At 72.4% G+C, this 26,331-nt stretch carries 23 protein-coding genes; 7 read left to right on the top strand and 16 right to left on the bottom strand.

The window, feature by feature from the left end; all coding sequences use genetic code 11:
* Positions 1-50 precede the first annotated feature (50 nt).
* Positions 51-866 (bottom strand): metallophosphoesterase family protein, encoded by an 816-nt coding sequence (locus WMF14_RS32910; RefSeq protein ID WP_437792691.1) that lies wholly within the window; start codon positions 864-866, stop codon positions 51-53.
* Positions 867-1,011: 145 nt separating this feature from the next.
* Here WMF14_RS32910 and WMF14_RS32905 point away from each other — a divergent pair, with 145 nt between their 5' ends.
* Positions 1,012-1,605, top strand: coding sequence for a hypothetical protein (locus tag WMF14_RS32905; protein WP_437792690.1), 594 nt, complete (start codon positions 1,012-1,014; stop codon positions 1,603-1,605).
* A gap of 142 nt (positions 1,606-1,747) precedes the next feature.
* On the opposite strand, the gene WMF14_RS32900 is transcribed toward WMF14_RS32905, so the two are convergent.
* The 5 genes from WMF14_RS32900 to WMF14_RS32880 all read right to left on the bottom strand — a co-directional run bounded on the left by WMF14_RS32900 (position 1,748) and on the right by WMF14_RS32880 (position 6,163).
* A complete protein-coding gene (locus tag WMF14_RS32900) occupies positions 1,748-2,119 on the bottom strand; it encodes a hypothetical protein (RefSeq protein WP_437792688.1) in 372 nt (123 codons plus the stop codon).
* 73 nt (positions 2,120-2,192) lie between these two features.
* The gene (locus tag WMF14_RS32895) at positions 2,193-2,573 is read right to left on the bottom strand and encodes a hypothetical protein (protein WP_272094902.1); all 381 of its coding nucleotides are present in this window, start codon (positions 2,571-2,573) and stop codon (positions 2,193-2,195) included.
* 275 nt (positions 2,574-2,848) lie between these two features.
* Positions 2,849-3,316: a peroxiredoxin gene (locus tag WMF14_RS32890; protein WP_437792686.1), complete on the bottom strand. Its 468-nt coding sequence runs from the start codon at positions 3,314-3,316 to the stop codon at positions 2,849-2,851.
* Between the two features lie 115 nt (positions 3,317-3,431).
* Positions 3,432-4,640, bottom strand: a complete 1,209-nt coding sequence (locus WMF14_RS32885; protein WP_272094900.1) for a serine/threonine-protein kinase — start codon at positions 4,638-4,640, stop codon at positions 3,432-3,434.
* Between the two features lie 101 nt (positions 4,641-4,741).
* Entirely contained in the window at positions 4,742-6,163 is a 1,422-nt protein-coding gene (locus WMF14_RS32880; RefSeq protein WP_437792684.1) for a hypothetical protein, read from the bottom strand.
* A gap of 140 nt (positions 6,164-6,303) precedes the next feature.
* Between WMF14_RS32880 and WMF14_RS32875 the strand changes: the two genes are divergently transcribed.
* Positions 6,304-7,038 (top strand): hypothetical protein, encoded by a 735-nt coding sequence (locus WMF14_RS32875; RefSeq protein ID WP_437792682.1) that lies wholly within the window; start codon positions 6,304-6,306, stop codon positions 7,036-7,038.
* Between the two features lie 60 nt (positions 7,039-7,098).
* Here WMF14_RS32875 and WMF14_RS32870 read toward each other — a convergent pair whose 3' ends face one another.
* From WMF14_RS32870 to recA, 4 genes are all read right to left on the bottom strand, one after another.
* Positions 7,099-8,070: an HDIG domain-containing metalloprotein gene (locus tag WMF14_RS32870; protein ID WP_437792680.1), complete on the bottom strand. Its 972-nt coding sequence runs from the start codon at positions 8,068-8,070 to the stop codon at positions 7,099-7,101.
* A 176-nt stretch (positions 8,071-8,246) separates the two neighbouring features.
* Positions 8,247-9,107, bottom strand: coding sequence for a hypothetical protein (locus tag WMF14_RS32865; protein ID WP_272094895.1), 861 nt, complete (start codon positions 9,105-9,107; stop codon positions 8,247-8,249).
* Positions 9,108-9,403: 296 nt separating this feature from the next.
* Positions 9,404-9,913, bottom strand: coding sequence for a SixA phosphatase family protein (locus WMF14_RS32860; protein WP_437792679.1), 510 nt, complete (start codon positions 9,911-9,913; stop codon positions 9,404-9,406).
* A gap of 20 nt (positions 9,914-9,933) precedes the next feature.
* Positions 9,934-11,112, bottom strand: coding sequence for a recombinase RecA (gene recA / locus WMF14_RS32855; RefSeq protein ID WP_272094893.1), 1,179 nt, complete (start codon positions 11,110-11,112; stop codon positions 9,934-9,936).
* 293 nt (positions 11,113-11,405) lie between these two features.
* Here recA and WMF14_RS32850 point away from each other — a divergent pair, with 293 nt between their 5' ends.
* Positions 11,406-12,788 carry a serine/threonine-protein kinase gene (locus tag WMF14_RS32850; protein ID WP_437792677.1) on the top strand — a complete coding sequence of 461 codons (1,383 nt, stop codon included), beginning with the start codon at positions 11,406-11,408 and terminating at the stop codon, positions 12,786-12,788.
* Here WMF14_RS32850 and WMF14_RS32845 read toward each other — a convergent pair.
* The 3 genes from WMF14_RS32845 to WMF14_RS32835 form a co-directional block, all read right to left on the bottom strand.
* Positions 12,736-14,856: an ATP-binding domain-containing protein gene (locus WMF14_RS32845; RefSeq protein ID WP_437792675.1), complete on the bottom strand. Its 2,121-nt coding sequence runs from the start codon at positions 14,854-14,856 to the stop codon at positions 12,736-12,738. The genes WMF14_RS32850 and WMF14_RS32845 overlap by 53 nt on opposite strands.
* 90 nt (positions 14,857-14,946) lie before the next feature.
* A complete protein-coding gene (locus WMF14_RS32840; RefSeq protein ID WP_437792674.1) occupies positions 14,947-15,561 on the bottom strand; it encodes a TetR/AcrR family transcriptional regulator in 615 nt (204 codons plus the stop codon).
* A gap of 73 nt (positions 15,562-15,634) precedes the next feature.
* Positions 15,635-16,369, bottom strand: coding sequence for a tyrosine-protein phosphatase (locus tag WMF14_RS32835; RefSeq protein WP_437323938.1), 735 nt, complete (start codon positions 16,367-16,369; stop codon positions 15,635-15,637).
* 71 nt (positions 16,370-16,440) lie between these two features.
* Between WMF14_RS32835 and WMF14_RS32830 the strand changes: the two genes are divergently transcribed.
* Positions 16,441-16,983 (top strand): hypothetical protein, encoded by a 543-nt coding sequence (locus tag WMF14_RS32830; RefSeq protein ID WP_272094887.1) that lies wholly within the window; start codon positions 16,441-16,443, stop codon positions 16,981-16,983.
* Between the two features lie 148 nt (positions 16,984-17,131).
* Positions 17,132-18,358, top strand: coding sequence for an ArsA family ATPase (locus tag WMF14_RS32825; protein ID WP_437792671.1), 1,227 nt, complete (start codon positions 17,132-17,134; stop codon positions 18,356-18,358).
* An 81-nt stretch (positions 18,359-18,439) separates the two neighbouring features.
* On the opposite strand, the gene der is transcribed toward WMF14_RS32825, so the two are convergent.
* Both der and era read right to left on the bottom strand, forming a co-directional pair.
* The gene (gene der / locus WMF14_RS32820) at positions 18,440-20,254 is read right to left on the bottom strand and encodes a ribosome biogenesis GTPase Der (RefSeq protein ID WP_437792669.1); all 1,815 of its coding nucleotides are present in this window, start codon (positions 20,252-20,254) and stop codon (positions 18,440-18,442) included.
* Positions 20,251-21,183: a GTPase Era gene (gene era, locus WMF14_RS32815; protein ID WP_437792667.1), complete on the bottom strand. Its 933-nt coding sequence runs from the start codon at positions 21,181-21,183 to the stop codon at positions 20,251-20,253. Before era ends, der begins: the two co-directional genes overlap by 4 nt.
* A gap of 828 nt (positions 21,184-22,011) precedes the next feature.
* Here era and WMF14_RS32810 point away from each other — a divergent pair.
* Together WMF14_RS32810 and WMF14_RS32805 are read left to right on the top strand one after the other, a co-directional pair.
* Positions 22,012-24,594 (top strand): glycosyltransferase family 39 protein, encoded by a 2,583-nt coding sequence (locus tag WMF14_RS32810; RefSeq protein ID WP_437792666.1) that lies wholly within the window; start codon positions 22,012-22,014, stop codon positions 24,592-24,594.
* A 129-nt stretch (positions 24,595-24,723) separates the two neighbouring features.
* On the top strand, positions 24,724-25,224 hold the full coding sequence (locus WMF14_RS32805) for a TIGR02266 family protein (protein WP_272094881.1): 501 nt from the start codon (positions 24,724-24,726) through the stop codon (positions 25,222-25,224).
* Between the two features lie 120 nt (positions 25,225-25,344).
* Here the strand turns inward: WMF14_RS32805 and WMF14_RS32800 are convergent, their stop codons facing one another.
* Positions 25,345-26,328, bottom strand: coding sequence for a zf-HC2 domain-containing protein (locus WMF14_RS32800; protein ID WP_272094879.1), 984 nt, complete (start codon positions 26,326-26,328; stop codon positions 25,345-25,347).
* Positions 26,329-26,331: the final 3 nt, after the last annotated feature.

Here is a 26,331-nt window from a genome sequence, read left to right as displayed (position 1 = left end):
GCGAGCGCGGTGGGGCGGCGGGTCGCCGGGGCGCGTGGCCCGAGGGTGGCCTACGCGGTAGCGATGACGCCTTGCACCACGGGCTCGCCGTACTCGGCGCCGCCGGTCTGCACGACGAGGTTCGGGAGGATCTCCGCCACGCCGGCGCCGTGGGTGTGGCCGCAGAGCACCTCGATCCGCCGCTCCGGGTGCCGCACGGCGGCCTCGCGGATCGCCTCGCCTGTGGCCTTGCAGGTGAAATGGGGGAGCCAATCGTCGTTGGAGATCTGGCCTTCGTGCCAGCAGGCCTCCTTGAACGGGGGGACGTGCGTGGCGACGATGACGCGCCGGTATCGCTCGAGGGCCTGTGGCAAGACGCGGCGCAGGTATTCCGCGGCCTCGTCGCCGAGGCGGTGCAAGGCCTCTCTCCGGCCGCGCCGGTCGAGGGAGGCGAGCTCCTGGATGAGCACGTAATCGTTGAGCATGACGGGCGATCTCTCGTAGTCGCCGAGGCGGGCGTCGGCCCAGCCGTCGTGGCCGACGAGGGCGGTGTCCGGGCCGAGCTCGACGTGGGGGATCGACGGGAGCCACCTGAGCCAGGGGGAGGTGGCCGAGAGCTCGGCGGCCATCGCGCGCACGGCGGCGATGCTCCCGCGGTAGAAATCGTGGTTGCCGAGGACGAAGTAGAGCGGGCGCTCGATGGCCTCGGCGACGGTCTCGAGGAGGGGGCGGAGGCTCTCGGCTTCGGCGATGTCGCCGGTGAAGAGGACCGCATCGGAAGCGGTTGCGGCGAGGGTGGAGCAGAAGGCGGCGAGTTCTTCGCGGGAGAGGAAGTTGAGGTGGACGTCGGTCGCCCAGGCGAGGCGGAGCGGGGTCGGCGCGGCCATGAAGTCAGGATAGGCGGCGAGGGGAGGGGGAGCCAGTGAGGTGGCGCGAGAGCGGGAGGCGCGCGCCACGTGGCGAAGTGAGGGCTCTCCTTGTCGGCGGTGGCGAGGGCGGTGGGGGCGATGGGGCCGCCGCGGTTCAGGGGCGGTGAGCCCTGGGAGGATCGTCGTAGCGCCGGACGCGGGCGTGGCCACCTGGGCGGCGGAGAACATCGACCTCGGTCTGGGGCTGGGCCACATCGAGCCGCTGGTGCTCGGTCCAGCGGTCGTCCCCGAGATCACCGACCCTGACCAAGCTGAGAAAGAGCTCGAGCTCGCGGTGCTCTCGGCCGTGGTGCACGGCAACGGGCCGAACGGGCTCACCGTGGTCCAGGCCGCGCTCGCCGCCCTCGGTCGGCTCGACCAGGAGCACGCGGCGGTCTATTTTCAAGTCATCTGGAACGGGTTGCGTGAGCCCATGCGGCGGGCTCTGGAGGCGTTGGTCATGGAACGGCAGATCAAAGGCGAGGCAGCTTTCCCCCCGTTCGCGCAGAAGCTCATCGATCGAGGCAAGCTTGAGGGCTTGCGTGAGGGCGAGCTCAAGGCCAAGAGGGGCACGCTGCTCCGGCTGCTCGCGCGCGCAGGGATCGTGCTCGCCGAGTGCGAGAGCGCGCGCATCCAGGCGTGCACGGACATCACGACCCTCGACCGCTGGATCGATAACGTTCTCGGAGCGAAGAATGCCACGGAAGTGCTCTCCTGACGGTGGACGAAAGCGGCCCGACGAGGCCATGAAACACGGTCTCCAGATGTCCTCGTGAGAGCGTGAGCGGCCAGCGGCGGAGAGCTGGAGCAGCGCATCAAAGCCGTGATCATGTCCGGAGATGCTTCAAAGGGCCGCCGCCTCATGGCGATAGCCCGCCTGTCCCGTCCGCCTCCAGCGAGTCCGCGAGCGCGCAGCGCGCGATCCCTGCCTTCTTGGCCTCCTCGCGCAGCATCGCGCCCTGCTCCGCGGCCCCTTTCACGCTGAGCATCGTGCGGAGCTCGATTCCATCGGGGCTCTCCACGTGCTCTGCGATCCACGCCGACCGCATCTGCCCGACGCTGATCGCATCGGCCTCCGGGTCGAGCCCGGCTCTCCTGTCGACATCGCACATCATCGCGACCGCCTCGGGGAACGTCTGCCCGCCGGGGGCCGGGGCCTTCGCCTCGGGAGCTGAGCTGCAGGCGGAGAGGAAGGCTGGAACGAGCAGGGGAAAGAGGAGCTGGGGGCGCATGCTGCCTTCGACAGGAGAGGGCGCCCGGGCTTGGCAGCGATCACCTCGCCCAGGTGCGCCCTCCGGCTACCGGTTACTCGCCCGTGCCCGCGTCGACCGCCGGGACGAGCTCGATATCGACGTTCTGCGGCAGGAAGGTCTCGCACTCGTCGTTCATGACGGGCGCGAGCGTCTGCTCGAAGTCGTCGTAGCCTGTCCCCGAGATCTTCACCCACGTCACCCCGGCCGTCCACAGCTCGCAGACGAGCGCCTCCAGCGCTTCGGGAGGAGGCTGAGCGCGATCGACGGCGCACACAAGGTTGGCCTCGTCGAGCGTCTTCCAGGTGGTCGGATCGCTCAGGACGAAGATCGGCTCGTCCGCGGCGCTCCACGCGATGTGAACGGTGGTGTCCGGCGGGACGGTGGCGCCTCTCGCGCGCACGGTGATGGTGAACAGCGCCTGTCTCGGCCCCATCGGACAGCCGCTGGCATCGCCCGTACTCGATCCGACGGATCCGCCGCCCCCCGAGCCTTTACAGGCGCCCACCGCGGCAGCGGTCGCGAGCGCCACCGCGGTGATCGCCGTGAAGGCCGTGAGCGATACGATTCGACCGGGAGCAAAAGGAAGGCGTGGTGCCACAAGGGCGACAGGGTAGGGGCGACATGCCAGCAAATCCAGCGTGAGCAAGTTTTTGCGCAGGTGGAGTGTCCTCTTCCCTGCGCTCTGCCCGCCGCAGGCGGCCGCGGCTTTCAGGCCTGGGCCTTGAGCTCCGCGATGTCGTTGAGGAGGGCCTGCTCGTGCCCGTCCGGCTTCACCTTGAGGTAGGTCTTCCGCAGCACGCCCGACGGATCGATGACGAATGTCGTCCGGTCCCAGTACAGGGTGCCTTTCCACTCGCTCTGCCCGACGCCCGCGGCCTTGAGCAGCTCGTGGCCCGTGTCGGCGAGCAGGTCGATGGTGAACGAGAACTTGTCGCAGAAGCTCTTGTGCGACGCGACGTCGTCCGCGCTGACGCCGACCACGGCGATGTTGGCCTTGTCGAAATCTGCCTTGGAGGCCGTGAACGACTTGCCCTGGATCGTGCAACCCGGCGTGTCGTCCTTCGGATAGACGTAGAGCACGAGCCATTTGCCCGCGAAATCCTCGAGCTTCACGGTCTTGCCGTCCTGGTTCGGCAGCGCGAAGCGCGGAAACGGCTTTCCAATCTCGACGCTCATCTTCTCTTTGCCTTTGCTGTGGGCCGGAGGAAGGCTCCCCCTGGCCGGTGACGGGTCATGGGAGGGGACGGCGCAGCGGCGCGGACGTCACGTCGCTGGCCTCCCCGTGCGGGATCTAGCGCGGGATGAGCCCTCGGAACCAGGCCGTCACCGAGGAAGAGGACTCGTCCTGGTGGAGCGAGTCGGGGCCTTCCAGCTCGTCGGCGAGCCCCCCGAGCGGCCCCTCGCTGCGCGGGGGCGGCGAGCTCGGGTGCTCCTCCCCGTGCATCAGGATCGGGGCGCCCTCCAGGGTGGGCAGCAGGCTCAGGCCGCTGCCGCCGGCGGTCGGCTCCTTCGTGAGCGATTTGAACTCGAGGAGCATCATGTCGATGAGCTCGGCGATCTTCTGCGTCCCGTCGACCGCCCGCGCCGGCCCGCCCTTGGCGCGCTCCACGAGCGAGGCGACGTCGTCCTCGCTCACCGGGCGGCCGTAGCGGTAGAGGAAGCGGGTCAGGTCGCGGCCGAGCTCGCGCGCCGACAGGTAGCGGGCCGCCGGGTCGCGGGCGAGCGCGCGGCGGATGATCTGCTCCAGCTCGCGCGGCACATCGCTGTTGATCTGCTGGAGCGACGGGATCACCGCGTCGCGCACGAGCCGCACCGTGATGTAGTCGGAGTCGCCGAGGAACAGCCGGCGCCCGGCGAGCATCTCCCAGAGGATGATCCCGAGCGCGAAGATGTCGACGCGCTGGTCGACGCCCTGCTCGAGCACCGTCTCGGGCGCGAGGTAGCCGAACTTCCCCTTGATGATGCCCGCGTCGCTCTCGGCGAGCTGGCTCGACGCCTTCGCGAGCCCGAAGTCCACGATCTTCACCTCGCCGTAGCGGGTGATGAGCACGTTGGCCGGGGTGATGTCCCGGTGCACGATCTGGAGCGGCTTTCCGTCCGCGGTCGCGAGATCGTGCGCGTAGGCGAGGCCCTGGCACATCTTCGCGGCCATGAAGGCGGCGACCTCGACGGTCATCGGCCGGCCCACCTTCTTCTGGTGATCGAGGAGCGCTCTCAGGTCGGCGCCGTCCACGTACTCCATGACGATGAAGTAGGTGCCGTCGCCGACGCCGATGTCGAACACCGACACGACGTTCGAGTGCGAGAGGTGCGCCGAGAGGCGCGCCTCGTCGAGGAACATCGCGATGAACTGCTCCTTCTTGCTGAGCTGCGGCAGGACGCGCTTGATCGCGACCTGCTTCTTGAACCCTTCGATCCCCGCGCTCTCGGCGACGAAGACCTCCGCCATGCCTCCGGAGGCGAGGCGCTTGATGACCCGGTACCGCTGCTGCTCGGACATGCCCTGTCTGTCGTCCTCCCGCCCCGTGCCGCCTGGCCGTCCAGTCTAGCGGCTCGGGGCCCGCCGCGGATCAAATCCACGAGGCGGCGCGCCCCCGCGGGTCATCGGAAGGTGGCGAGCGCCGCGACCGCCGCGAAGGAGAGCCCGACGAGCGCGGCGAGGGCGAGCACCGACAGCAGCGGCTCCGCCCGCACGGCGGCGAGCAGCCGGTCGCGATCTTCCCTCGACAGCGGCGCGCCATGCGTTCCGTCCTTGCCCTCGTCGCCCGAGGCGTCGGCGACGTGCGCCTCCAGGCGGCGCCGCGCGGTCCGGGATCGCAGCGCGAGCAGCAGCACCTGGACCACAGCGGACGCGGCGAGGACCAGGAGCCCAGCGCGCCGCGCATGCGAGGCGCGCGCCCGCTCGCGCGCCTCGGCCGCCGGCATCCCGTCCGCGAGCAGCTCCACGCGCCGCGGCGAGGCGGACGCCGCCGCTGACGCGATCGGCCAGGCCACCGTGCCCGCGCCCTGCTCGTAGGGGTCGCTCGCGACCACCGCCCAGGCCGCCTCCCCGGGCGCGAGGCTGTCCGGGAGCGTCACCCTCCCCGAGAAGAAGCCCGCCCCATCGGCCGCGAGGGGGACGATCGCCCCGAGCGCACGGCCGCGCGCACCTCCGATCGAGACGTAGACGCGCGGCCTCGGCGCCGGGGAGATCAACCGGAGCTCGGGCCGTTCGCCATCGAGTCCGCCCGGATCGAGCCAGACGGCTCCCGGGATCACGGGCAGCTTCCCTTCCCAGGTGCCGCTCGCGCTCCGTGTCCCCGGCGGTGCGCTCCCCGGGTGGGTCGCGCGGAGCGTGAGCTCGACCGTGTGCGCCAGCGGCTTGAGCGTGAGCTCCGCGGCGCCGCGCGCATCGGCCGTGATCTGCGCCGGACCGCTGCCGTGCTCCACGAGCTCCGCCCCGACGGTGCTCACCTCGAGGCGCGCCCCTGCCGCGGGCGTTCCGTCCTGCGCCCCGATCGCGACCCGCACCCGCTCCGGGAACGGCGCTGCCAGGGCTCCCCGCGCCACCGTGACCTGCAGGCGGAGCTCCCCGTGCGCCGCGCCTGGCAGCGCGGTCGCGTTCGCCGCGCCTGGCAGGGCGGTCGTCTCCGCCGCTGGGAGCGGAGGCAACAGCGGGAGCTGCCGCTCCAGGAGCGTGACGCTGCCCAGCGCGATCCGCGCGGTCACCGGCTCCTGCAGCCCTGCCGGCGCGCGCAGCAGCGCCTCGCCGATGCCGTCCTTGTCGAGCGAGCCGGTCCATCGCTCGAGCGGCGCCCCTGCGGAGGTGGCGCTCACCTCGATCTGCGGGATTGCCGCCGGATCGTCGGCGCCGTGGAGGCGGCGCACCCCTTCGATGCGGAGCGCCAGCGCCTCGCTTCCGGCGACGGGCGTCCCCCACACCCGCACGCCGGTGGCCATGCGTGGCGAGCCTGGCCCCAGGATCGCGAGCGCTGCGAGCCCGATGCCCAGCGCTGGCAGGACGTACGTCGCTGCGTTGGGCATCGAGGGCATCGCGCTCCCAGCATACCTCTCCGTCCTTGCGGCGCGGGCGGGGTGCGGCTCCCGTCTGGCTGCTCGTGCGGAGCGCCGGTCTGGGCTGAGCCCCTTTGCGTCCGGGCGTCTCCTCCGATAGGAAGCCGCCGATGGCAGCCGACAGACCGGGGAAGCGCAGGCGCAAGGGTTCAGGGACCACGGGGCAGGGCGGTGAGGTCGTGTTGCGACAGCGGACCGATCCGCGGAGCGAGCGACGTTTCGAGCCGAAGGCGTCGCTCGAGCTCGGCCTCACGATGCTCGGCATGTCCGTCGCGGCGCTGCTGGCCGGGGCGGGTGTCTATGGCCAGTGGTTCCGGGGCGAGGACGCGGGCGCGCACCCGGCGGCCACGTACCTGCTCCTCGGCGCCTTGCTCCTCGGGGCGGCGGTGGGGCTCTTCGGTCAGTGGTCGATGAAGTCGCTTCGTGTCGGTGATGCCGGGGTGGGGATCGAGAGCGGACCTGGTGAGATCGAGCGCATCGGCTGGCACGATGTCACGGGCCTGTTGCTCACGGAGGCTGCGCTCACGGTCCAGGGCAGCGGCACGGCGATCGCCATCCCGCTGCGATCGCACCTCCCGGCGGCCGCGCGCGTGCTGGCCGAGGCGAGGGTGCGTATCCCCGCCCGCGCGGCCGACATCAAGGAAGGCGCGCTGCCTCCGCCCGACGATGCTGCCGGCGAGGTGCGCTCGCTGGAGCCGCCGCAGGTCGCCGGCCTTCGCTGCAAGGCGACCGACAAGCTGATCGCCTTCGAGGCCGACGCCCGCCTCTGCGGCCGTTGCGGCGAGCACTACCACAAGGAAGGCGTCCCCCAGCGCTGCCTCACCTGCGAAGCCCCATTGCGCTGAGCGCTCCCCCGGGGGGCCGGGCAGTCGGCCCCCCCCACGCCCCTGCTCTGCGTTACGCCCTCAGATCCCGAACCGCCCCGCGTGCTCCCGGAGGAACGCGATGTAGACGTCCGCCTCCTGGTGCGACGCCACCTCGCCCGCCTCGACCGCCTCCTCCAGCGCGCGCTTGATCTCGCCGATCCGCCGCGACGGCGGCAGCCCGAACGCGTGCATGATGGCGTCGCCGATCCCGCTCGGCAGCGGCGGCACCACCGCGTCCTCCGTCTGGACCTGGAGCACCCGCTCGGCGAGCTCGCTGATCTGCTTCAGCCCCTTCCGCTTCTTCTCGGGCCGCTTCGTGGTGATGTCCGCCCGCGACAGGTCGAGCACGTCCTTCAGGCAGCCGCCCATCTCCTTGGCGAACCGGCGCACCGCGCTGTCGGTCCACGACGCGTCGTACTGGCTCGCCCGGAGGTGGTGCAGGATCAGGAAGCGGATGCTGTTCTTCAGCGCGTCTTCCTTCGTGAAGAGCGGCAGCCGCCGATCGATCTTGTCGAACATGCGCGCGCCGACCTCGGCGTGACCGAAGAAGTGGACCTCGCCCGTCGGCGAGATGGAGCGCGTCCTCGTCTTGCCGATGTCGTGGAGCAGGGCCGCCCAGCGGACCTCGAGCCTCGGGACGGCCTGACGCACCACCTGCTTCGTGTGCTTCCACACGTCCTTGTGGCGCCATTCCCCGTCGCCGAAGCCCACCATCGCCTCGACCTCGGGCAGCATCGCGGCGAGGGCGCCCGACTCGAGCAGGGCGTCGAGCCCGGCCTCGGCGTCGTCGCTCATCATGACCCGGTCGAGCATCTTGCGGACATCGGGCAGGTAGGCGGCGGTCGCGGCCTTGAAGTCGGCGGGCCGCCCGGAGATCACCCTGGACGAGGCGCGTGGCTCGGCGCCCGCCTCGGGCTGCTCGGCCTCCGCCTTTTCTGCTCGCTGGACGGCCCACTCGAGGGCCTCCATCGCCCGCTTCGGGCTCGCTTCCTGGGTGAGAATCTCCTGCACGCTGGCCTTCCACACTTTCGAGGTTACGGGGTCGCCCACGGGGCGCCAGCTGGCGCGGCCCGCACGGGGGTTCGCCGGTTTAGAGCCAGCCGCACCTTCGCGCAATGGTTCCTCGCGTTGGTCGCGCTCGTCGCTCGGCGCCGCCGGATGCCGTGCGTCCGCAGGCGATGGATGCGTCAGGTGCGAAGGAGCCGCCCCACGTGGTCCTTCTCCCACGCGAGGGCGCGCTCGTAGTCGCGGAAGAGCCGCTCGCGGGCGAGGAAATGGGGCGGATGGAGCATCCGGCGCCCGTTGCCGTGGCTCGCCGGCATCACGTGGTGGATCATCTCGTGGTAGATGACGTAACAGATGAAGTAGCGGGGGACCCAGGGCCGGTCGAGCACCGGGTGGATGCGGATCAGCCGCTCGACCGCCGAGTAGCTCCCGAGCTTGATGGTGCGCCGCGGCTTCCGCGCCTTGGTCCGCTTGCCCCAGGTGATCAGCGCGTCGACCCCGCCGCCGAAGTAGCCGTGGTTCAGCTTCTGGAACAGGAGCAGCAGGTCGTGCGTCCGCCCCTGCGTCGAGAGCGGCGTGCTCACCGGCCGGCTCGCCCGGATGCGATGGCCGTTCTCGTCGATGTACTGGCCGACCACGAGCGAGGCGGCCCGGTCCTGCGTCACGACGTACCGGACGAGCGCCTCCTGAACGAGCGCCGGCGCATCCAGGAACATGTGGTGGACGCGCGCCTGCAGGATGCCCTCCCGGAGGGAGGAGGAGATCATCTGCCGGTAGTTGTCGGTCACCGAGAGGAGGACCGGCCGCTTCTGGGCCAGCTCCAGCCGCCGGATGAGCGCCTGGCGCGCCCCCTCGTGCACGTAGATGTGCGGCTGCCCCGGCGGCAGATCGATGTCGATCGGATGATGGCGTGGGTCCGGCACCCGGACGACCGCCCGGGAGACACGTGGCAACAGGGAAGTACGCGCCGCGCCCTTCCCACCGCTGCGCGACAGACGGCCTGGAGGGGGTTGAGCGAAGGGGAAGGCCATCTGTCCCGCCATCTCAATCCTCCTTATTTGGGCGTATTCTCGGGTGGGATCCTTGTCAAGCGAGCGGCCGAGAACATCGAAATCATTCGGATTTGTGACTATGCAAGCGGGTGGCCGGCCCCTCCGGAGGGAGAGGGAGGGCGCCCCGACCGCCGCTCGCCGGTGATCTGGATTTCCTCTGCAAATTCATGTGTTTGTAGTGAAGGCCACGAGCGCATGCTCCAGTCGGGCCGCCTTCCGCCTCGGACGCGCGTCTTCTGCTCCTGCTCTCTCTCCCGCCATGAGACGGCGCGTGCGCAGCGCCTCCCTCATCGCGAGGTGAGCGCCCGGGGATCGAGGATCTGCGCCATGCGCCAGCGGCCCTGCGCGCGCTGGGAAGGCTCCGGCTCGAGGGCGACGACCAGGGCAGTACAGAAGCCGGCGGGGAGCAGCGCTGTCGCGCCCCGGCCGGGCGTGTCGAGGAGCGTACGGACGAGGTGCTCCACGTTCGGCTGGTGCCCGACGAGCAGCGCATCTGCGCCGCCTCGGGCGAGCGCGGCGACCAGCGATGTCGGGAGCCCGGCGTCGAGCGCGAGCTCGTCCCGGAGCTCGACCTGCGGCGCGCCGCAGATCGGCGCCGCGATCTCGGCGGTCTCCCTCGCGCGCGCGAGGGGGCTCGCGAGCACCAGCGGCAGCGGGGCGCCGCCCCGGAGGCGGTGGAGCTCGCGCGAGACCCGCGCCACGCGCTCGCGGCCCTCGGGGGTGAGCCTCCGGTCCGCGTCGCGCCCGCTGGTCGCCCGCTCCTCCGCCGGGCCGTGCCGCATCACGTAGAGGTGCATGGCGTCGGTGGCGGCCGGCGTCAGTTCGTCTTGCCCGGGGGACGGCGGGCGTCCTGGCCGGACGAGGCTGCCTCGCCGCGACCCTTGGCCTGCGCGGGGGCCTCGGCCGCTGCCGCTCCGCCCTTCGGGCCGGGGCTCGCGGCGCCGTTCGTCGGGGCGGCCCCGCCGACGCGCGAGATGCCCTGCTTCGCGAGGACCATCGACTCGATCTTGTCGAGGATCGCCGGGTGCTGCTCGAGGTAGGTGCGGGCGTTCTCCCGGCCCTGACCGATGCGCTCGCCCTGGAACGAGAACCAGGAGCCGCTCTTCTCGATGATGCTCGCCTCGGTCGCGAGGTCGATGACGTCGCCGCTGTGGCTGATGCCCTGGCCGTACAGGATGTCGAACTCGACCTCGCGGAACGGGGGAGCCATCTTGTTCTTCACGACCTTGACGCGGGTCCGGTTGCCGACGACCGCCGGCTCCTTACCGCCCGCGGCGGCCTCCTTGATGGCGCCGATGCGGCGGATGTCGAGCCGGACCGAGGCGTAGAACTTGAGGGCGTTGCCGCCGCTCGTCGTCTCGGGGCTGCCGAACATGACGCCGATCTTCATCCGGATCTGGTTGATGAACATCAGCAGGCACTGCGAGCGCGAGACCGTGCCGGTCAGCTTGCGGAGCGCCTGGCTCATCAGCCGGGCCTGGAGGCCGACGTGGCTGTCGCCCATGTCGCCCTCGATCTCGGCCTTGGGGACGAGCGCGGCGACGGAGTCGACGACGATGATGTCGACGGCGTTCGAGCGGACCAGCATGTCGGCGATCTCGAGCGCCTGCTCGCCGTAGTCGGGCTGGGAGATGAGCAGCTCGTCGGTCTTCACGCCGAGCTTCTTGGCGTAGTTCACGTCGAGGGCGTGCTCGGCGTCGATGAACGCCGCCGTCCCGCCCGCCCGCTGGATGGCCGCGATGGCGTGGAGGGTGAGGGTCGTCTTGCCGCTCGACTCCGGCCCGTAGATCTCGACGATGCGGCCGCGCGGGTAGCCGCCGATGCCGAGGGCGATGTCCAGGCCGAGCGAGCCGCTCGGCACGGCCGCGACCTCGTCGTGCAGCGTCTGCCCGTCCTTGAGGCGCATGATCGCCCCCTTGCCGTACTCCTTCTCGACGCTGGCGATCGCGAGCTCGAGGGCGGCAGACTTCTGCTTGGTGTTCTTCTCGTCACTCATGCGTACCTCGGGAGGGAGCGATGGGAGGGGGGCGACGACGGGGGGACCGCGGAGGTGGACCCACGCCGCGCGAGGCAACAGTTTCCGGCAGCTTTACTGTCCGGCTGTTCAGGAATCAAGACCCCCGCATCCCGGATAGGACCGAAAATGTCCGCGCGACGGGTCGGCCCGGCAGGCGCTCCGGAGCGCGGTGATGTCGCGGTCGGAAGTAGTTCCTGGTTGAGGTCGAGTCTCACAACCAGGGCAACAATCGTGATCGTCGCACACAGGGAGCACTGGCGGGCTCTTCAACCGTGGGCCACATCTTCCGCGTGGGGGGCGGGGGGCGCTATTTCCCGGGGTTTTCCCTGGGCCGGTACGAGCTCGTCCTGCGGGTGGCCGCAGGCGACGTGGGCGAGGTCTGGGCTGCGCGGCTCAGGCGGGAGCACGGGTTTCAGCGGCTCTTCGCGATCAAGGTGCTCCGCCCGGAGCTCTCGCCCGATCCCGACGCCGTTCGGACATTCCTCGACGAAGCCGCGCTGGCCGCGCGCATCAGGCACCCGAACGTGGTGCCCGTCGTGGATCTGGGCGAGACGGACGGCACGTTCTTCTACGCCATGGAGTGGGTGAGCGGGGAGCCGCTCTCGTCGGTGCTGCGCGCCGCGCGCGGGCGCCCGGCGCCCGTGCTCGTCGCCGCGAGGCTCGCCTACCAGATCTGCGCGGCCCTCGACGCCGCGCACGAGCTGCGGGACGAGGGCGGAAACCCCCGGGAGCTCCTGCACTACGACGTCTCGCCGGACAACGTCCTCATCACGTCCGAGGGGCTCGTCCGCATGGTCGATTTCGGCATCGCGAGGCTCGAGGAAGGGCGGATGTCCGAGCGACGGCCTTCGGCGCTGCGCGGCGACGGCGGCCGCGCTTTGACGGTGGGCGCGGCGGGCGCGGCGGGCGGCGAGGGGGGCGCGTTCCTGTTCCGGAGCAGCGCGCCGTACATGGCGCCGGAGCACATCCGGGGGCAGCCGTGCGATCGGCGGTCCGATCTCTTCGGGGTCGGAGTGCTCCTCTACGAGCTGCTGTCGGGCGCTCATCCCTTCCAGGCCGACGACAGCGAGAGCACGATGACCCACATCGCGAGCGAGCGGCCTGCCGCGCCGCTGTCGTCGCGCGCGGTCCCGTCCCGGCGCGGGTTCGCGGAGCGCCTGAGCGCGCCGCCGCCGCCCGAGCCGATCCCGCCTGCGCTCGATCGCCTCGTCTCCGAGGCGCTCGCCAAGTCGCCCACCGCGCGCACGGCGACGGCCGCGCAGCTCATGCGTGCGCTCGAGGAGGCGATCCCGGGCGCGGCGAACCCGGGCAACGACGCGCTCGTCGCCAGCTGGCTCGGACAGATCCTGGGCGATGCGTCCCACCTCCGCACGCAGCAGCTGCGCGCCGCGCTCGAGTCGCTCGATCCTGGGGACCGCTCGGCCGACGACGAGGTGGAGCCTCCGCGCGCCCCACGGCGCTGGCTGCAGGCGCTGCTGGTGTTCGGGGCCGCCGTCCTCGGGGTCGCGCTCGCCGGGACCGCGGCGGTGAGGGACTGCCCGCTCCCTCCCGCCGCCGTCTCCGCGCCGACCGGGCCGCGCCCGCAGGGCGCCGCTGCGAGCGTCAGCTCACCGCCACGTCGCCGAGGAGCGGCGACCACGCCGCTCCGGAGATGAGCCAGAGCTGGTGCGACGTCCGCGTCACCGCGACGTGGAGCCGCCGGCGGGCCTCGTGGTTCATCGGGTACGCCGCCGCGGTCGCGTCGGGCACGACGACGTAGTCGAACTCGAGCCCCTTCGCGCTGTCCACGTCGGTGACGTCGATGCCCGGCTCGAACGAGAACGCCCCCTCCAGCACGAGCCTCGCCTCCGGCAGCTCCGCGATCAGCGCGTGGAGCTCCCGCGCGGCGCCCGCGTCCCGCGCGATGACGGCCACCGAGGCGCGGGGCTCCCGCCCGACGAGGTCGCGGAGCGCGCCGGCGAGGAACAGGTGGGCCTGCGCCTCGCTCGGGAAGCGGAAGAGCCCGACCGGCGCGCCGTCCCGGGCCGCGCGCGCGGGCGCCTCGGGCGCGAGCTCGCCGAGGAGCCGCCGCGCGAGCTCCGCCACCGGCCGCGGGCAACGGTACGACACCGCGAGGCGGCAGGTCGCCGCGTCGCCCACGCCGAGCGCCGCTCGCGCCGCGTCCCACCCGGCGAAGCTCGAGGAGGTCTGCTGCGCCTCGTCGCCGGCGAGCGTGACGCTGCGCGTCTCGCCAAGGAGCTTCCCCAGGACGAACAGCTCGAACAGCGAGAAGTCCTCGGCCTCGTCGAGGACGAGGTGCGACCACCCCGCCCCGTCCAGGCCGCGGCGAGCGGCGCGAAGGAAGAGCAGGATCGGCAGATCGTCGACGTCGAGCGTCCCCGCGAGCTCGTCCGGCGTCCCTTCCGCGACGGCGCGGCCGTCGAGCGCCCGCTTCATCGAGGCCACGGTGATCGAGGCGAGCTGCCGGTCGAGCGGCTCGGCGATCTGCAGCAGGGTGTGCCGGACGGTCTCTTCGATCGCGCTGCGGGGGAGGTCCCCGCCCGAGGCGGCGACGACGCCCTCGAGGAACCCTCGATCGGTGAAGACGTCGGCGAGGCGGCGGCGCAGCCGCGGGAGCGTCGTGCTCGCCGGGGCGAGCCTGGCGAACCGCTCGCGCAGCGCGCGGTAGAGCGCCGGGTGGCGCTTGAGGCTGGAGACGAGCGCCGGGGGATCGTCGCACAGGGCGATCGGCTTGCCGAAGACCTCGCGCGCGGTCGCGGACGACCAGGCGTCGAGCGTCTTCACCTGGGCCTCCCCCGCGCCGAGCGGCGAGAGCAGGCGGCGCGACAGCCGCGCGAGGCCCTCCTCGGGGACGACGACGTTCATGGCCGAGAGCGGACTGCGCGCTGGATCCAGCGCGGCGATCCTGGCGAGGCGGTGCAGCGCGACGGTCGTCTTGCCGCTCCCGGCGCTGCCGAGCACGAGGAGCGGCTGCTCGGGGGGCGCGCACACGGCGGCGTACTGGTCGGCGTCGAGCAGGGCGGTGACCTCCGCGGCCCTCGCCTGGTCCGTGGCGCCGGCGCCGACGCCGAGGCTCCCGGGGCGGGCGGCCGTGCCCGCGCCGCCCGGCTGCATGGCGAGCGCCGCGCGCTCCGCGAGGATCCATCGCCCGTCGCCCCGCCGCGTCAGGACGAGGCCGTCGCCGACGATCCGGGTGAGGGCGCCGCGCTCCACGACGACGATGCGGCGCGCCTTCACCACGCCCTCGGCCACGCGCCCCGGGAAGGTCTCCTCGTACTCGTCGCCCTCGCGGTACCGGTAGAAGATCTGCGCCACCGGCGCGACGCGCCAGTCGAGGATGCGCACGTCGGCCGACGGATCCAGGAACGTCGCGTGGCCGAGCAGGTAGTCCTTCGCCCCTTTGCCCTCGTCGACCCGGAGGTGGGCGAGGTACGGGCAGAGCGGGTCGGGCAGCGCCTCCCTGGGCTCCTGCTCGATGAGGCGCTGCCGCACGCTCATCTCGAGGAGCACCGCCGGCAGATCGTCGACGGAGGCCGCGGCGGCCTCGTCGCGGAGCTCCCGGAGCGCCGCGACGGACCTGAGCTCGCGCGGCGCGCGCCCGAAGGCGCGCGCGGCGCGCTCCTGCGCCCGGTCCAGCGCGGCGCGCACGCGCTCGAGGAGCGCGGCCTCTTCTTCGAGGACGGCGCGCGCCTCGACGGGCAGATCAAGCGTGCTCTCCAGCATGATGGGCCTCCTTGCGCCCCCCGCCTCCGCGAGGGGTCGAGCTCGATGGGTGAATGGTTCGTTCACTTTTGAGGCGAGGCGAAGCGAAGCTTACACGAAGAAGCTCCTGAGTCCGGCAAGGTGGTATTTCGAGTAACCGTGGACCGCTTCTCGGATGGCGGTCTCGTCCTCGAAGCGGGCGAGCGCGTTCACCATCGTCCTGATGAAGCCCTGGTAGATCTGGTCCAGGTTGAACCGCATCGCGTCGGTCACCGAGAGGCATGGGTCGAGGTTGCGGAAGTGCTCGATCGCCAGCGCGATGAGGCGTTCGGCGGTCTCCTCGGAGAACCGCTCGTACCTGGAGCCGCCGGCCCGGCCCAGGAGGATCACGACGCGCAGCCTGTTCTCGATGCAGAAGCGGAGGAGCTCCTCGGAGATCAGGTGGTAGGCGGCCGTCGGCGGGAGCGCCCGGGCGTCCTCCACGCCGTCGAGCGCCTTCACGCGGCGGCGGAGCAGGATCGTGAAGGCGCGGGCGAAGCCGTCGTCGATGATCCCGTAGAAGAGCGCGTCCTTGTTCGCGAAGTACCGGTAGATGTTGCCCGTCGAGACGCCGGCCGCACGGGCGATCTCGGCCATCGTCGCGCTCTCGTACCCCTTCCGCGCGAAGATCGTCAGCGCGGCGGAGGTGATGCTCTCCTGGACGTCGTCCTTGAGGTACTGCGCCATGGTGAATAGTGAACGTGTCGTTCGCTTATAGCGATGGGCGCCGGCCCGTCAAGCGAGCGGGCGGATCACGGCCTCAGGGGTCGACGGTGCCTTCGAGGATCGCGCGCGGGCCGTCGAGGAGCATGAAGGTCGCCTCCTCCTCGCCGACCCTGGCGAAGAGGGCCTTGATGCCGTCGCGCACGTCGGGGACGTCCTTTGCGGCGTGGGCGTCGCTGCACGCGGCGTAGTAGTAGCCGGCCTCGAGCAGCTGCTCGGCGGCCCGGCGGGGGGTGCGCCCGTACTTGCCGGTGAGCGCCGCGACGTCGAGGAGGAGCACCGCGCCCGCGTCGAGCAGCGGATCGAGCGAGGAGATGTCGTCGAAGACGGGCTCGTAGCGCTCCGGGTGGGCGATGACGGGGCGGAGCTTGCGGCGGCTGAGGTCGAAGATCCGCTCCGCGGCCCGGGCGGGGAAGCTCCGGGTCGGGAACTCGACGAGCGCGGCGCGGCCGCCCGGGAAGGGGAGGGCGCTGCCGTCGAGGAGGCGCTGGAAGACGATGTCGTCGAAGAAGTGCTCCGACGAGAGCTCGAGCGCGGGCAGGTCGCGCGCGCCGGCGGCGGCCCGCAGCGCGGCGCAGGTCGCGTCGTAGGCGGCCTGGAGGCCCTGCCGGGTGTTGTCGAACATCCCGGGGCGCATGTGCGGCGTCGCCACGACGGTGTCGAACCCGGCGCCGCGGAGCGCGGTGAGGAGGGCGAGGCTCTCCTCGACGGTGCGGGCGCCGTCGTCGACGCCCGCGACCCAGTGGGAGTGCAGATCGATGAAGCCGCGCATCGTCGATCCGAACTTAGCAAAGTTGGCCGCCCTCGTGCGCTGCGACCATCCTTCGCGTCGAGGAGGTGTTCGTGTCGCTCTCGTTATCGAACCAGCAGCTTGTGCCTCAGCCCGTGTCGGACGGCTGCGCTGGCGCCCAGCGCGGCGGCAGGCCGGGAGGGCGCGCAGAGCGCCCGGTCGATCCCGGCGCGCCCTCGATCGAGCAGGGCACGTCGGCCCTGGATGAGGGGATCCCCACCTCCGAGCGCCGGCGCCGCCGCAGCGACGATCCGGTCACCGCGCTGCACTATCAGCTCTCGACGACCCGCGCCGAGGCGAACCTGGACGTCGTGGTCCTCGTGGACGACAGCGGCTGCCTCGTCGCCGGGGCGGGCGCGTGGCCGGCGTGCGAGGAGCTCGCCGCCTACGCCCCGCTCCTCGCCAACCCGGACGCCGTGCAGAGCGCGGCGGTCGGCTCGCGCATCGCCACGCTCACCGCCGAGGTCGAGGTCCAGAGCCTCTCGGTGGAAGGCGGCGAGGTGCTGCTCTGCGGCCGTGGCGGCACGTCGGAGCGTGGCGTCTCCATTGCCCGGGCCGCTGCGGGGTGCTTGCGCATTCTTCGCGCGGCCGCCTGAGCGATCGCGACGCCGCAGGCTGAGCGGTCGCTGCGCCGCAAGCTGAGCAGTCGCTTCGCCGCAGGCCGAACGGTCACGACGCCGCAGGCTGGGCGCTCGCGCCCCTCCGGTTCGTGCTACAAGGGGCCGCGGCCTCAGGTCGCGCGCAATGCCCGGCTCGCTCGCACCCCCTCGGAACAGCCCGCCCGCCGCCGACGCGTCCCTCCAGGCAGACCACGCCGGTCTGGCCCCGCTGCTCGCCTCCCGCAGGGTGATCCTCTGCGTCGGCTGCGGCGGCGTCGGCAAGACGACCACGACTGCAGCGCTCGGCCTCGCCGCCGCCCGCCGCGGCAAGCGCGTCCTTTGCCTGACGATCGATCCGGCGCGCCGGCTGTCCCAGAGCCTCGGGCTCGAGGAGATGACGACCGAGGCGCAGACGATCGAGCCCGCCCGCTTCGCCAGGGCGGGGGTCGACGTGCCCGGCTCGATGACGGTCATGATGCTCGACACGAAGTCGACCTTCGATGGCCTCGTCGCGTCGCTCGCCCCCACGCCCGAGCAGCGCGACCGGATCCTCGGCAACGTCCTCTACAAGTACATCTCCACGTCGCTCGCGGGCACGCAGGAGTACATGGCGATGGAGAAGCTCTACGCCGTCAGGAGCGACCCGAGCTACGACCTCGTCCTGCTCGACACGCCGCCCACGGCGAACGCGCTGGATTTCCTCGACGCGCCGGAGCGCCTCGTCGGCGCCATCGACGGCGCGGCGACGCGGTGGTTCGTGCAGGCCTTCCAGAGCTCCGGCAAGCTCTCGCTCAACCTGCTGGCGCGCTCGACCGCCGCGGTGCTGCGGGGCATCGGTAAGCTGACCGGCAGCGGCTTCCTCGAGCAGATCGCGGCGTTCATCAGCGAGATGAACGCGGTCTTCGGCGGCTGGAAGCAGCGGGCGGACGCGGTGGCGTCGGCGCTCCGCGGCCCCGACGTGGCCTACGTGCTCGTCACGACGCCCGATCCGCTCTGCGTGCGCGAGGTGCTGTACTTCGCCGATCGCCTGCGCGAGCAGCAGATGCGTCGCGACGCGTTCGTCGTGAACCGCGTCCACCCGGTGTACGGCGCGCTCCCCGGCGTCGGCGAGATCGCCGCCGCGCTCGACGGGAGCAGCCTTGCGCTCGCCTCCGGCGCCGCGGCGCGCCTGCTTCAGGCCGCGAAGGACGAGAGCCGCATGGGCAAGCTCGATCAGCTGAACTTGATCGCCCTCGAGGCGGCGCTCGAGGACGAGCAGAGCGGCGGCAGCGTCCGCGTCGACGTCCCGGCGTTCCCGTACGACATCCACGACGTGGCCGGCCTCGCGAGGATCGCCGACGTGCTGGCGCCGCTGCCCGGGGCGGCGGGGTAGCCACGGGCAGCTCGGCCGTTCTTCTGGCTGTCCTGCGGTACTCGGAGACGGTCTGGAGGAGGCAGCTGGGCTGCCCCCGGCCTACCCTCGCCGCCTGCGCTCCTTGTACTTCACGCGGACCGGCACGCCCTCCAGCCCGAACGCCTGCCGGAGCTGGTTCGCCACGTAGCGCCTGTAGCTGAAGTGGAGCTTGTCGGGATCGCTCGCGACGACGACGAACAGCGGCGGCGACGTCTCGGCTTGCGTGACGAAGAACAGGCGGGGCGCGCGCCCGCCGTGCGTGGGCGGCGGGTGCGTGAGCAGGATCTGCTCGAAGAAGCGGTTGAGCTCCCCGGTGGGCACGCGCTTGCGGTAGGCGTCGGCCACCTGGGCCGCGGTCTCGATGAGCTTCGCCACGCCGCGCCCGCTGCGCGCGCTCACGTGCGCGATCGGCGCCCACGGCACGAACGAGAGCTTGTCGCGGGCGTCCTGCTCCGCCTTGGCGAGCGTCTTGCGGTCGAGGAGATCGATCTTGTTGAGGCCGATCACGACGCCGCACCCGCGATCGACCGCGAGGCCGAGGATCTTGGCGTCCTGCTCGGCCACGCCCTCGGCCGCGTCGCAGAGCAGGAGCACGACCTCCGCCCGCTCCATGGCGCGGATCGCGTGGATCACGCTGACCGCCTCGACGGCGCTGTCCTCCTTCGTCACCTTCGACTTGCGCCGGATGCCGGCCGTGTCGATGAGCAGGAACCGCTTCCCGTCGCGCTCGGCCAGCGTGTCGATCGGATCGCGCGTCGTGCCGGGCGTCGCGTCGACCAGCATGCGCTCCTCGCCCGCGATGCGGTTGACGAGCGACGACTTCCCCGCGTTGGGCCGCCCGATGATGGCGATGCGGAGCGCCCCCTCGGCCGACTCCTCGGGCGCCGCGGGCTTCGCGGGGAGCGCCGCCTCGATGGCCATCTCCAGATCCGAGATGCCGCGGCCATGGAGGGCGCTGATCGGGATGAGCCGCTCCATCCCGAGGCGGTACAGCTCCGCCGCCTCCACCTCGGCCTTCGGCGAGTCCGCCTTGTTGGCGACGTAGATCACGGGCTTTCCGGCGCGGCGCAGCAGGCCGAGCTCGGCGTGCTCGGACGGCGTGACCGGCGTCACGGCGTCGAGCACGCACACGATGACGTCGGCCTCGGCGATGGCGAGGTCGATCTGCCGCTTGATCCCCTGCCGCATGGGATCATCGCTCTCGGGGTCGAACCCGCCCGTGTCGACGAGCGTGAAGCGCCGTCCCCGCGAGGTGACGTCGCCGTAGTGGCGATCGCGGGTCACCCCGGGCTCGTCGTGCACGATCGCGATGCGCTTGCCGATCAGCCGGTTGAACAGCGTGCTCTTGCCGGTGTTGGGCCGCCCGACCAGCGCCACGATCCCGGCCGACGGGGGCAGCGCAGGCGCATCGGCCGCGGCGTCCTCGGCGGCCGCGATGACCTCCTCGGCGAGCTCCGCCGCGAGCTCCTCCCTCTCCTCCGCCGCCTCGTGGCTGATCGGCTCGGAGAGAGCGCGGCCCTTGCCCGGGGCGGATCTGCTGCCCTTCTTCGATCCGGCGGCGCTCTTGCCGGGCGCCGCTTCGCTCTTTCCGCGAGCGGCAGCGCCCTTGCCGGGCGCCGCTGCGCGCTTTCCGGGAGCGGCAGCGCCCTTGCCGGGCGCCGCTGCGCGCTTTCCGGGAGCGGCAGCGCCCTTGCCGGGCCCCGCAGCGCGCTTTCCGGGAGCGGCAGCGCCCTTGCCGGAGGCGGCCGCGCCCTTCCTGGGAGCGACGCCGCCCCTCTTCTCGGGGGCGTCGCCCTTCTTCGCTGTCCGCCCGCGTCCAGCAGCTCCCTGGCTGCGCTTGTTCGATCTGGAAAGGGCTGGCTTTGCCGCGCTCACGAGGTCTCTCCCTTGTTGTAACCGAGCTCGTCCAGCCGCTCCCGCGACTCACGCCACTCCGGCGTCACCCGAACCCAGAGCTTGAGGTTCACCTGCCGGCCGACGAGCTCCTCTATCCGGAGCCGAGCCTCCGTGCCGATGCGCTTCAGCTGTTCCGCGCCCGCGCCGATCAGGATCTTCTTCTGCCCGGGCCGCTCCACGTGGATGGTCGCGTCGATGTGCAGCGCGCCCTCGCCTGTCGGCTCGACGTAGCGCTCGATCTGCACGGCGCTCGCGTGGGGCACTTCGGCCTTCGTCGCGCGCAGGATCTGCTCGCGCACGTACTCGGCGGCGAAGAAGCGCGTCGGCCTGTCGGTGAGCTCATCGGGCGCGAAGCCCCAGTCCCGCTCGGGGCAGAGCTTCGCCACCTCGTCGAGCACGCGCTGGACGCCGTCCTCGCGCAGCGCCGAGACGGGGACGATCGCCGCGAAATCCCGGAGCTTGGCGAACGCGTCGAGGAGCGGCAAGAGCAGCGCCTTGTCCCGCATCCTGTCGACCTTGTTGAGCACGAACACCACCGGCGCCTCGCTCCCCAGGTCCGCGAGCAACGTCAGATCGCCCGGGTGCGGCGCGAGCGGCGGGCCGTCCTCGTCCTCCTTCACGCGCCTCGGCAGGCGCGCGGGATCCGGCGCTTCGGTCACGAACACGATCACGTCGGCGCCCCGCGCCGCCTCGCGCGCCGCCTGGTTCATCACGCGCCCGAGCTCCGTGCGCGGCCGGTGAAGGCCGGGCGTGTCGAGCAGCGCGATCTCCGCCGGGCCGTGGTGCACGACACCGAGGATCGCGTCGCGCGTCGTCTGAGGCGTCGGCGAAACGATCGCGAGCGGATGGCCGAGCGCCGCGTTCAGCAGCGTCGATTTGCCGACGTTGGGGCGCCCGACCAGGGCCACGCGCCCGGATCGTTTCGGCAGCGCGGCGTCGGCCTCCTCCGTCCGCCTCGGCTCGGCGGCCTTCTTGCGCCGCTGCTGCGTGGCGCCTCGGCCGGCGGCCCTCCCGTCCGGGAGCGGTCGACCCTCCGCGCCACCGCCCGCGCGGGGCCCACGCCCTGCCCGGCCGCGGGCCGCGCCGGAGGAGCGCGCCGCGGAGCCCCTCTGCTTGGCCGTCTTCTCCCCCTCGCCCCCCTCGCCCCCCTCGCCCCGCTCGGCAGCGCGCGTCGCGCCGGCCTTCCGCTCCTTGCCCGGCTCGGCAGCGCGCGTCGCGCCGGCCCGCCGCTCCTTGCCCGGCTCGGCAGCGCGCGTCGCACCGCCCTGCTCGCTCGCACGTCGCGACTTGTCGTCGGCGTGAGCCTGATTTTCGCGCCGGGGGGGGCGACCTCGCGGGATCGCCGCGTCGCTCGCCCGGGGGGCTTCGCTGGATTGCGCTCCTCGACGGCTGCCTCGGCTGTCTTTCTCGGCAGGACGGGGGCCGCGGGAAGCCGAGGCGGGCTTCGGCGCCTGCGGGCGCGCTTTCGCGCCCTGGGGCGCGCTCTGGGGACGGGCTTTCACCACGCCGCGCGCGATAGCAGACGCCCAAGGGGGCTACAAACGCTTCCCCACGATCCGTGGTCACGCGCGCGCGAAGGCGGTAAGGGGATGCCCTGCATGTCGAGCGTCCACCGAGGGGACCCACAGCGCGGAGCCCCGCCCGCCGCCCCCGACCCGCACGCGAGCGGAGCCCCGCCCCGCGCCGAGGTACCCCCTCTCGAGGCGCGCTCGGCTGAGATCGGTGACGCGCCGGCCATGGACCGCGACCCCGTGGCCGCCGGGAGCGGGCGCGCCGGCCTCGCGAGGCTCGCGGCCCTCGCGCTCGCGGCCCTCGCGCTGCTGCCCCTCGTCGGCAAGAGCGGCATCTGGGACCCCTACGAGCTCGACCGGGCCGACCTGGCCCGCCGCATCGCCATCCACGTCTTCGGCGCGCGCGGCCTGGATCTCGCGGACGCTTCCGGGCAGCTGCCGACCCTGACCGATCTCGGCATGGGCGAGCTCGGGTTCACCTCGATGGCGCTCGGCTTCCGCGTGTTCGGTCTGCACGACTGGGCCGGGCGCCTCCCGCTCGCGCTGTGGGGGCTCGCCGGCGCGCTCGTGCTCTACGAGTTCCTCGCCCGCCTCGTCGATCGAAGGGCCGGCCTGTACGGCGTCGCGGTGCTCGTGACGATGCCGCTCTACGTCATGCAGGCGCGCACCCTGCTCGGCGACATCGTCACGATGGCCGCGCTCACGATGGCGTTCTGCGGGCTGATCGGCGCGCTGCTCGAGGGCGGGCGAGGGGCGCAGCGCGGCGCCCGGCTCGCGTCGGCCGCGTGGTTCGCCGTGGGGATCCTCGGCGTCGTCGCCGGATACCTCAGCCGCGGCCTGCTGATCGGGGTCGCCGTCCCCGCGCTCGGCGCCGGCCTGACCTGGGTCCTGCTCCGGACGTCCGGCGCCTGGCCCGAGCCGGAAGGCCGGAGGCCCACGCTGGGCGACCTCGTGGGCGCCGCCGCGCTGGTGCTCGGCGTCGCGGCGACGGCGCAGGGCGCCCTCGTGCTCGCGAGCTCGAGCGCCGGCGAGCCGCTCCCCCGCGCCCTCGGCGTGGCGCTCCTCAAGAAGCCGCCTGTCGAGTCCACGTTCGATCTCACGCTGCGCCAGCTCGGCCATGCCCTCTTCCCGTGGAGCGCCTTCCTGCCGTTCGCCGTCGGCCGGCTCTTCCGGGCCCCCGCCGCGGACCGGGCGGGCGAGGGCGTCGCCCCTCGCCTCGATCGCGAGGCCGGCGTCCGGATCGCCCTGATCGTCACGTCTGCGCTCGCTTACGGCGCGTTTGCGCTCCTCGCGCCGCACGCCGGGGCGCTCCCGTTCAGCGGCCCCGCGCTCCTCGCCGCCATCGCCGCGCTCGCCATCCGCGATCTCGAGCGCGGCGCCCCCTCCTCGCGAGCGCTCGCCGTCGGCTGCGCCGTGCTCGCCTTCGTCCTCTACCGCGATCTCGTCACCTCACCGGACAGGGCGCTCAGCGTCTTCTCTGTCGACAAGCCCGTCTTCCCGAAGAGCTTCGAGGGCGAAGCGGCCTCGGCGATGCGCTTCGTCCTGCTCGCGTTCGCCGGCCTCGTCTCGCTCAGCTGGTTCGAAGAGCAGCCCCGCGACCTCGATCGCAGCTTCGGCGCGTGGGCTCGGCGCCTGCTCGACGAGGTGCGCGCCGGCGCCGCGGAGCTCGCCCGCATCTGGAACGGCAACCTGCTCTTCTTGCTGATCGTCATCGAGGCCGCGCTCGTCGGTGTCGGCGCGATGCTCTTCGTCGGCAAGCGCATCGGGTGGGGAACCGTGGCGAGGATGCCGAACCACCTCGCCGCGTACGGGATGAACGCCTGGTGGGCGCTGCCCATGCTGCTCGCGGCGAGCCCCGTGCTGCTGCTCGTGGCGCGCGACGCGTTCCGCCACGCCGTCGCGCGCGCTTCCGTCCCACGCGCCGTCGGCACGCCGCTCGCCGGCCTCGTCGCCGGCTTCGCGCTGAGCTTCTGGTACTATCCGGCGCTCGCGGCCCAGCTCTCGCCGAAGGAGGTCTTCGCGTCCTACGAGTCGCTTCGCAAGCCCGGCGAGCCGCTCGCGACGCTCGGCGTCCGGAGCCGCACGGCGGCTTATTACCAGGGCGGCGAGGTCACCTCGTTCACCGATGTCCTGCAGGCGTTCGACTGGCTCACCGCCGCGGGGAGCTCCGTGGACGGCACCGCCGTTCCGGACGCTCCCGCCGCTCGCCGCTGGCTCGTCGTGAAGTCCGACGATCTGCCCCGGTTGAACAGCCTCTTTCGCAAGCGCTACCAGCGCAACCTGCCCGTCCTCGACGGCCGCTCCAGCCAGATCCTTCTTGCGTCGAACGAGCTCGGAGGCAGGCCGAACGAGAGCTGGCTCGGCCGCGTCGTCCTCGATGAGCCCGCCGCTCCCGAGAACCCGCTCGACGCGATGTTCGAGGATCAGCTGGAGGTGCTCGGCTGGGAGTTGACCGACGACGACGGCCAGAAGGTATCGAGCGTCGTCCCTCAGAAGAGCTACCACCTGCGGACGTACTTCCGGGTCCACCGGCCGGTCACCGGCAACTGGAAGATGTTCGTTCACATCGACGGGTTCCAGCGCCGGTACAACGGCGACCATCCCGTGATCGAGGGGCGTTACCCGCTCAGCCTGTGGCAGCCGGGCGACGTCGTCGTGGACGACCACGAGCTCCAGCTCGAGCCCAACTTCACCCCGGGCGACTACACGCTCTACTTTGGCCTCTTCGCTGGTGAGACGCGCTTTCAGGTGACGCGTGGGCCGGAACACGAGGACCGCGTCCGCGGCGGTGTCATCCGCGTGCGGTGAGCTGCCATCGTGGGGCTCCCGACGCATGCCGCGCCGCGCGGCTCCTGTTGCGCGGCCTGGCGACGCACGCGTGCTTCTCCTCGTCGAGCGCCCTCGACGCGCGTGCGGAAAGCGGCTAGTCGCAGACTCATGACCGGGGGCCGTGGTGACTCGAACCATCCGCCCGACACGCCTGGCGGTACGTCGCCCTCGTGCGCGCAGGCCGGCGCCTACGGCGACACGCAAGGCTCCGGCGAGGACGCCGAGCACGAGATCCCCGCCCCGGATTCGCTCGACCGACGCTCGTCCGAGCGCCTCGACGTCACCTGGCTCGTGGACTGCGAGACCGATGACACGTTCCTCTACGCGTCCATCACGAACATCTCGGAGATGGGCATCTTCGTCCGCACGACGCAGCCCCTCTCGATCGGCACGCGGCTGACGCTCCGCTTCTCGCCGCCGGGGGCCGACGGATCGTACGTGCTCGAGGGGACGGTGCAGTGGATCAACGAGGTGCGCCCCCTCCACGACAACCCGAACCCGGGCATGGGGATCCGCTTCGTCGATCTCACGCCGGACGATCGCGAGCGCATCGTCGGCACGATCAGGACGATCGCCTACATCCGCGAGGCGCCGGTGAGATCGAACTGACGCTGGCGCCACCGCAGCGCGGCGCGCGCGGTGAGGTCGATGCGCGGCGCGCGCGGTGAGGTCGATGCGCGGCGCCGGGGACGGCGGAGGCGCGGGCCGTGTCGGCGCCCGCGACCCGTGTCAGCGCGACATCGTGGCATCGGCGGGCGCCGCCCGCGAGGAGCCCGCGGCCCCTGGCTCCTCGGCGTCGCGCGGCGGCGCCGCGGGCATCGCCGCCTTGGGCACAGCGCGCCGCGCCGCCGCGGCGGCGGCCGCCGGCGCCGAGTTCTGCGCCTGCGCGCCGGCGGCGTTCGCCTCGAGGCCCGCGAGCTGCTGCTCGGCGCGGTCGCCGTAACCCTTCGCGGAGCGCAGCGCGAGCAGCAGCTCGCGCGCCTTCTCCGTGTCCCCCGAGGCCTGGTAGCACCGGGCCGCCTCCCACATCGCGGCGTGCGCGGACGGCGTGCCCGGGTACTGCGCGCCGACCTGGTCGAGCTTGCCGACGGCGGCCGCGCAGCCTGACTTGCGTTGCAGCGCTTGCGCCTCGTGCAACGCGGCGCTCGCGCCGTCGTCCGGGGACGCGGACGCACGCGCGCTCTTCTCCTTCGCGGCCTCCGCCTTGGGCGCGTCGTTCGCCTTGGCCTCGGCCGAGCGCCGGCCGTCGCCTTCCTCCATCGCGGCGGTCGCGGGGGCAGGCGCGACGCTGCGGGGCGCCTCGTGCTGATCCGACGCGGGCTGGCCCCACTCGGTGACCCGCACCGGCGCCACGCCCGTCTTCGGCCGCAGCAGGAGCAGGCTCGATCCGATGACGAGCACGAACAGCGCCGCCATCGCCAGCTGCGGCCGCATCGCGTGGCTGCCGGCCCAGGCCAGCGCGCGGAGCGCCTTGCGCCGGAACGGCGTCTTCTTCTGCGCGACCTCGACGGCGTCGAGGATCCGCGCCTCGAGCTCCTCGCTCGGCTCCTCGAACGGCAAGGCGCCGACGTCGCGGGCCGCGCGCAGCCCGGCGAACGCCGACGCGCACCGGGCGCAGCCGTCCATGTGCCGTTTCATGGCCGCATACGTCAGCTCGTCGAGCTCGTCGTAGAGCGCGTCCATCACGTGCTGGTCGAACTTCTCGCAGTCCATAGA

It is taken from the genome of Sorangium sp. So ce693 (assembly GCF_051521375.1).
Lineage (GTDB): Bacteria > Myxococcota_A > Polyangia > Polyangiales > Polyangiaceae > Sorangium > Sorangium atrum.
This window is presented reverse-complemented; position numbering and strand designations above follow the sequence as displayed.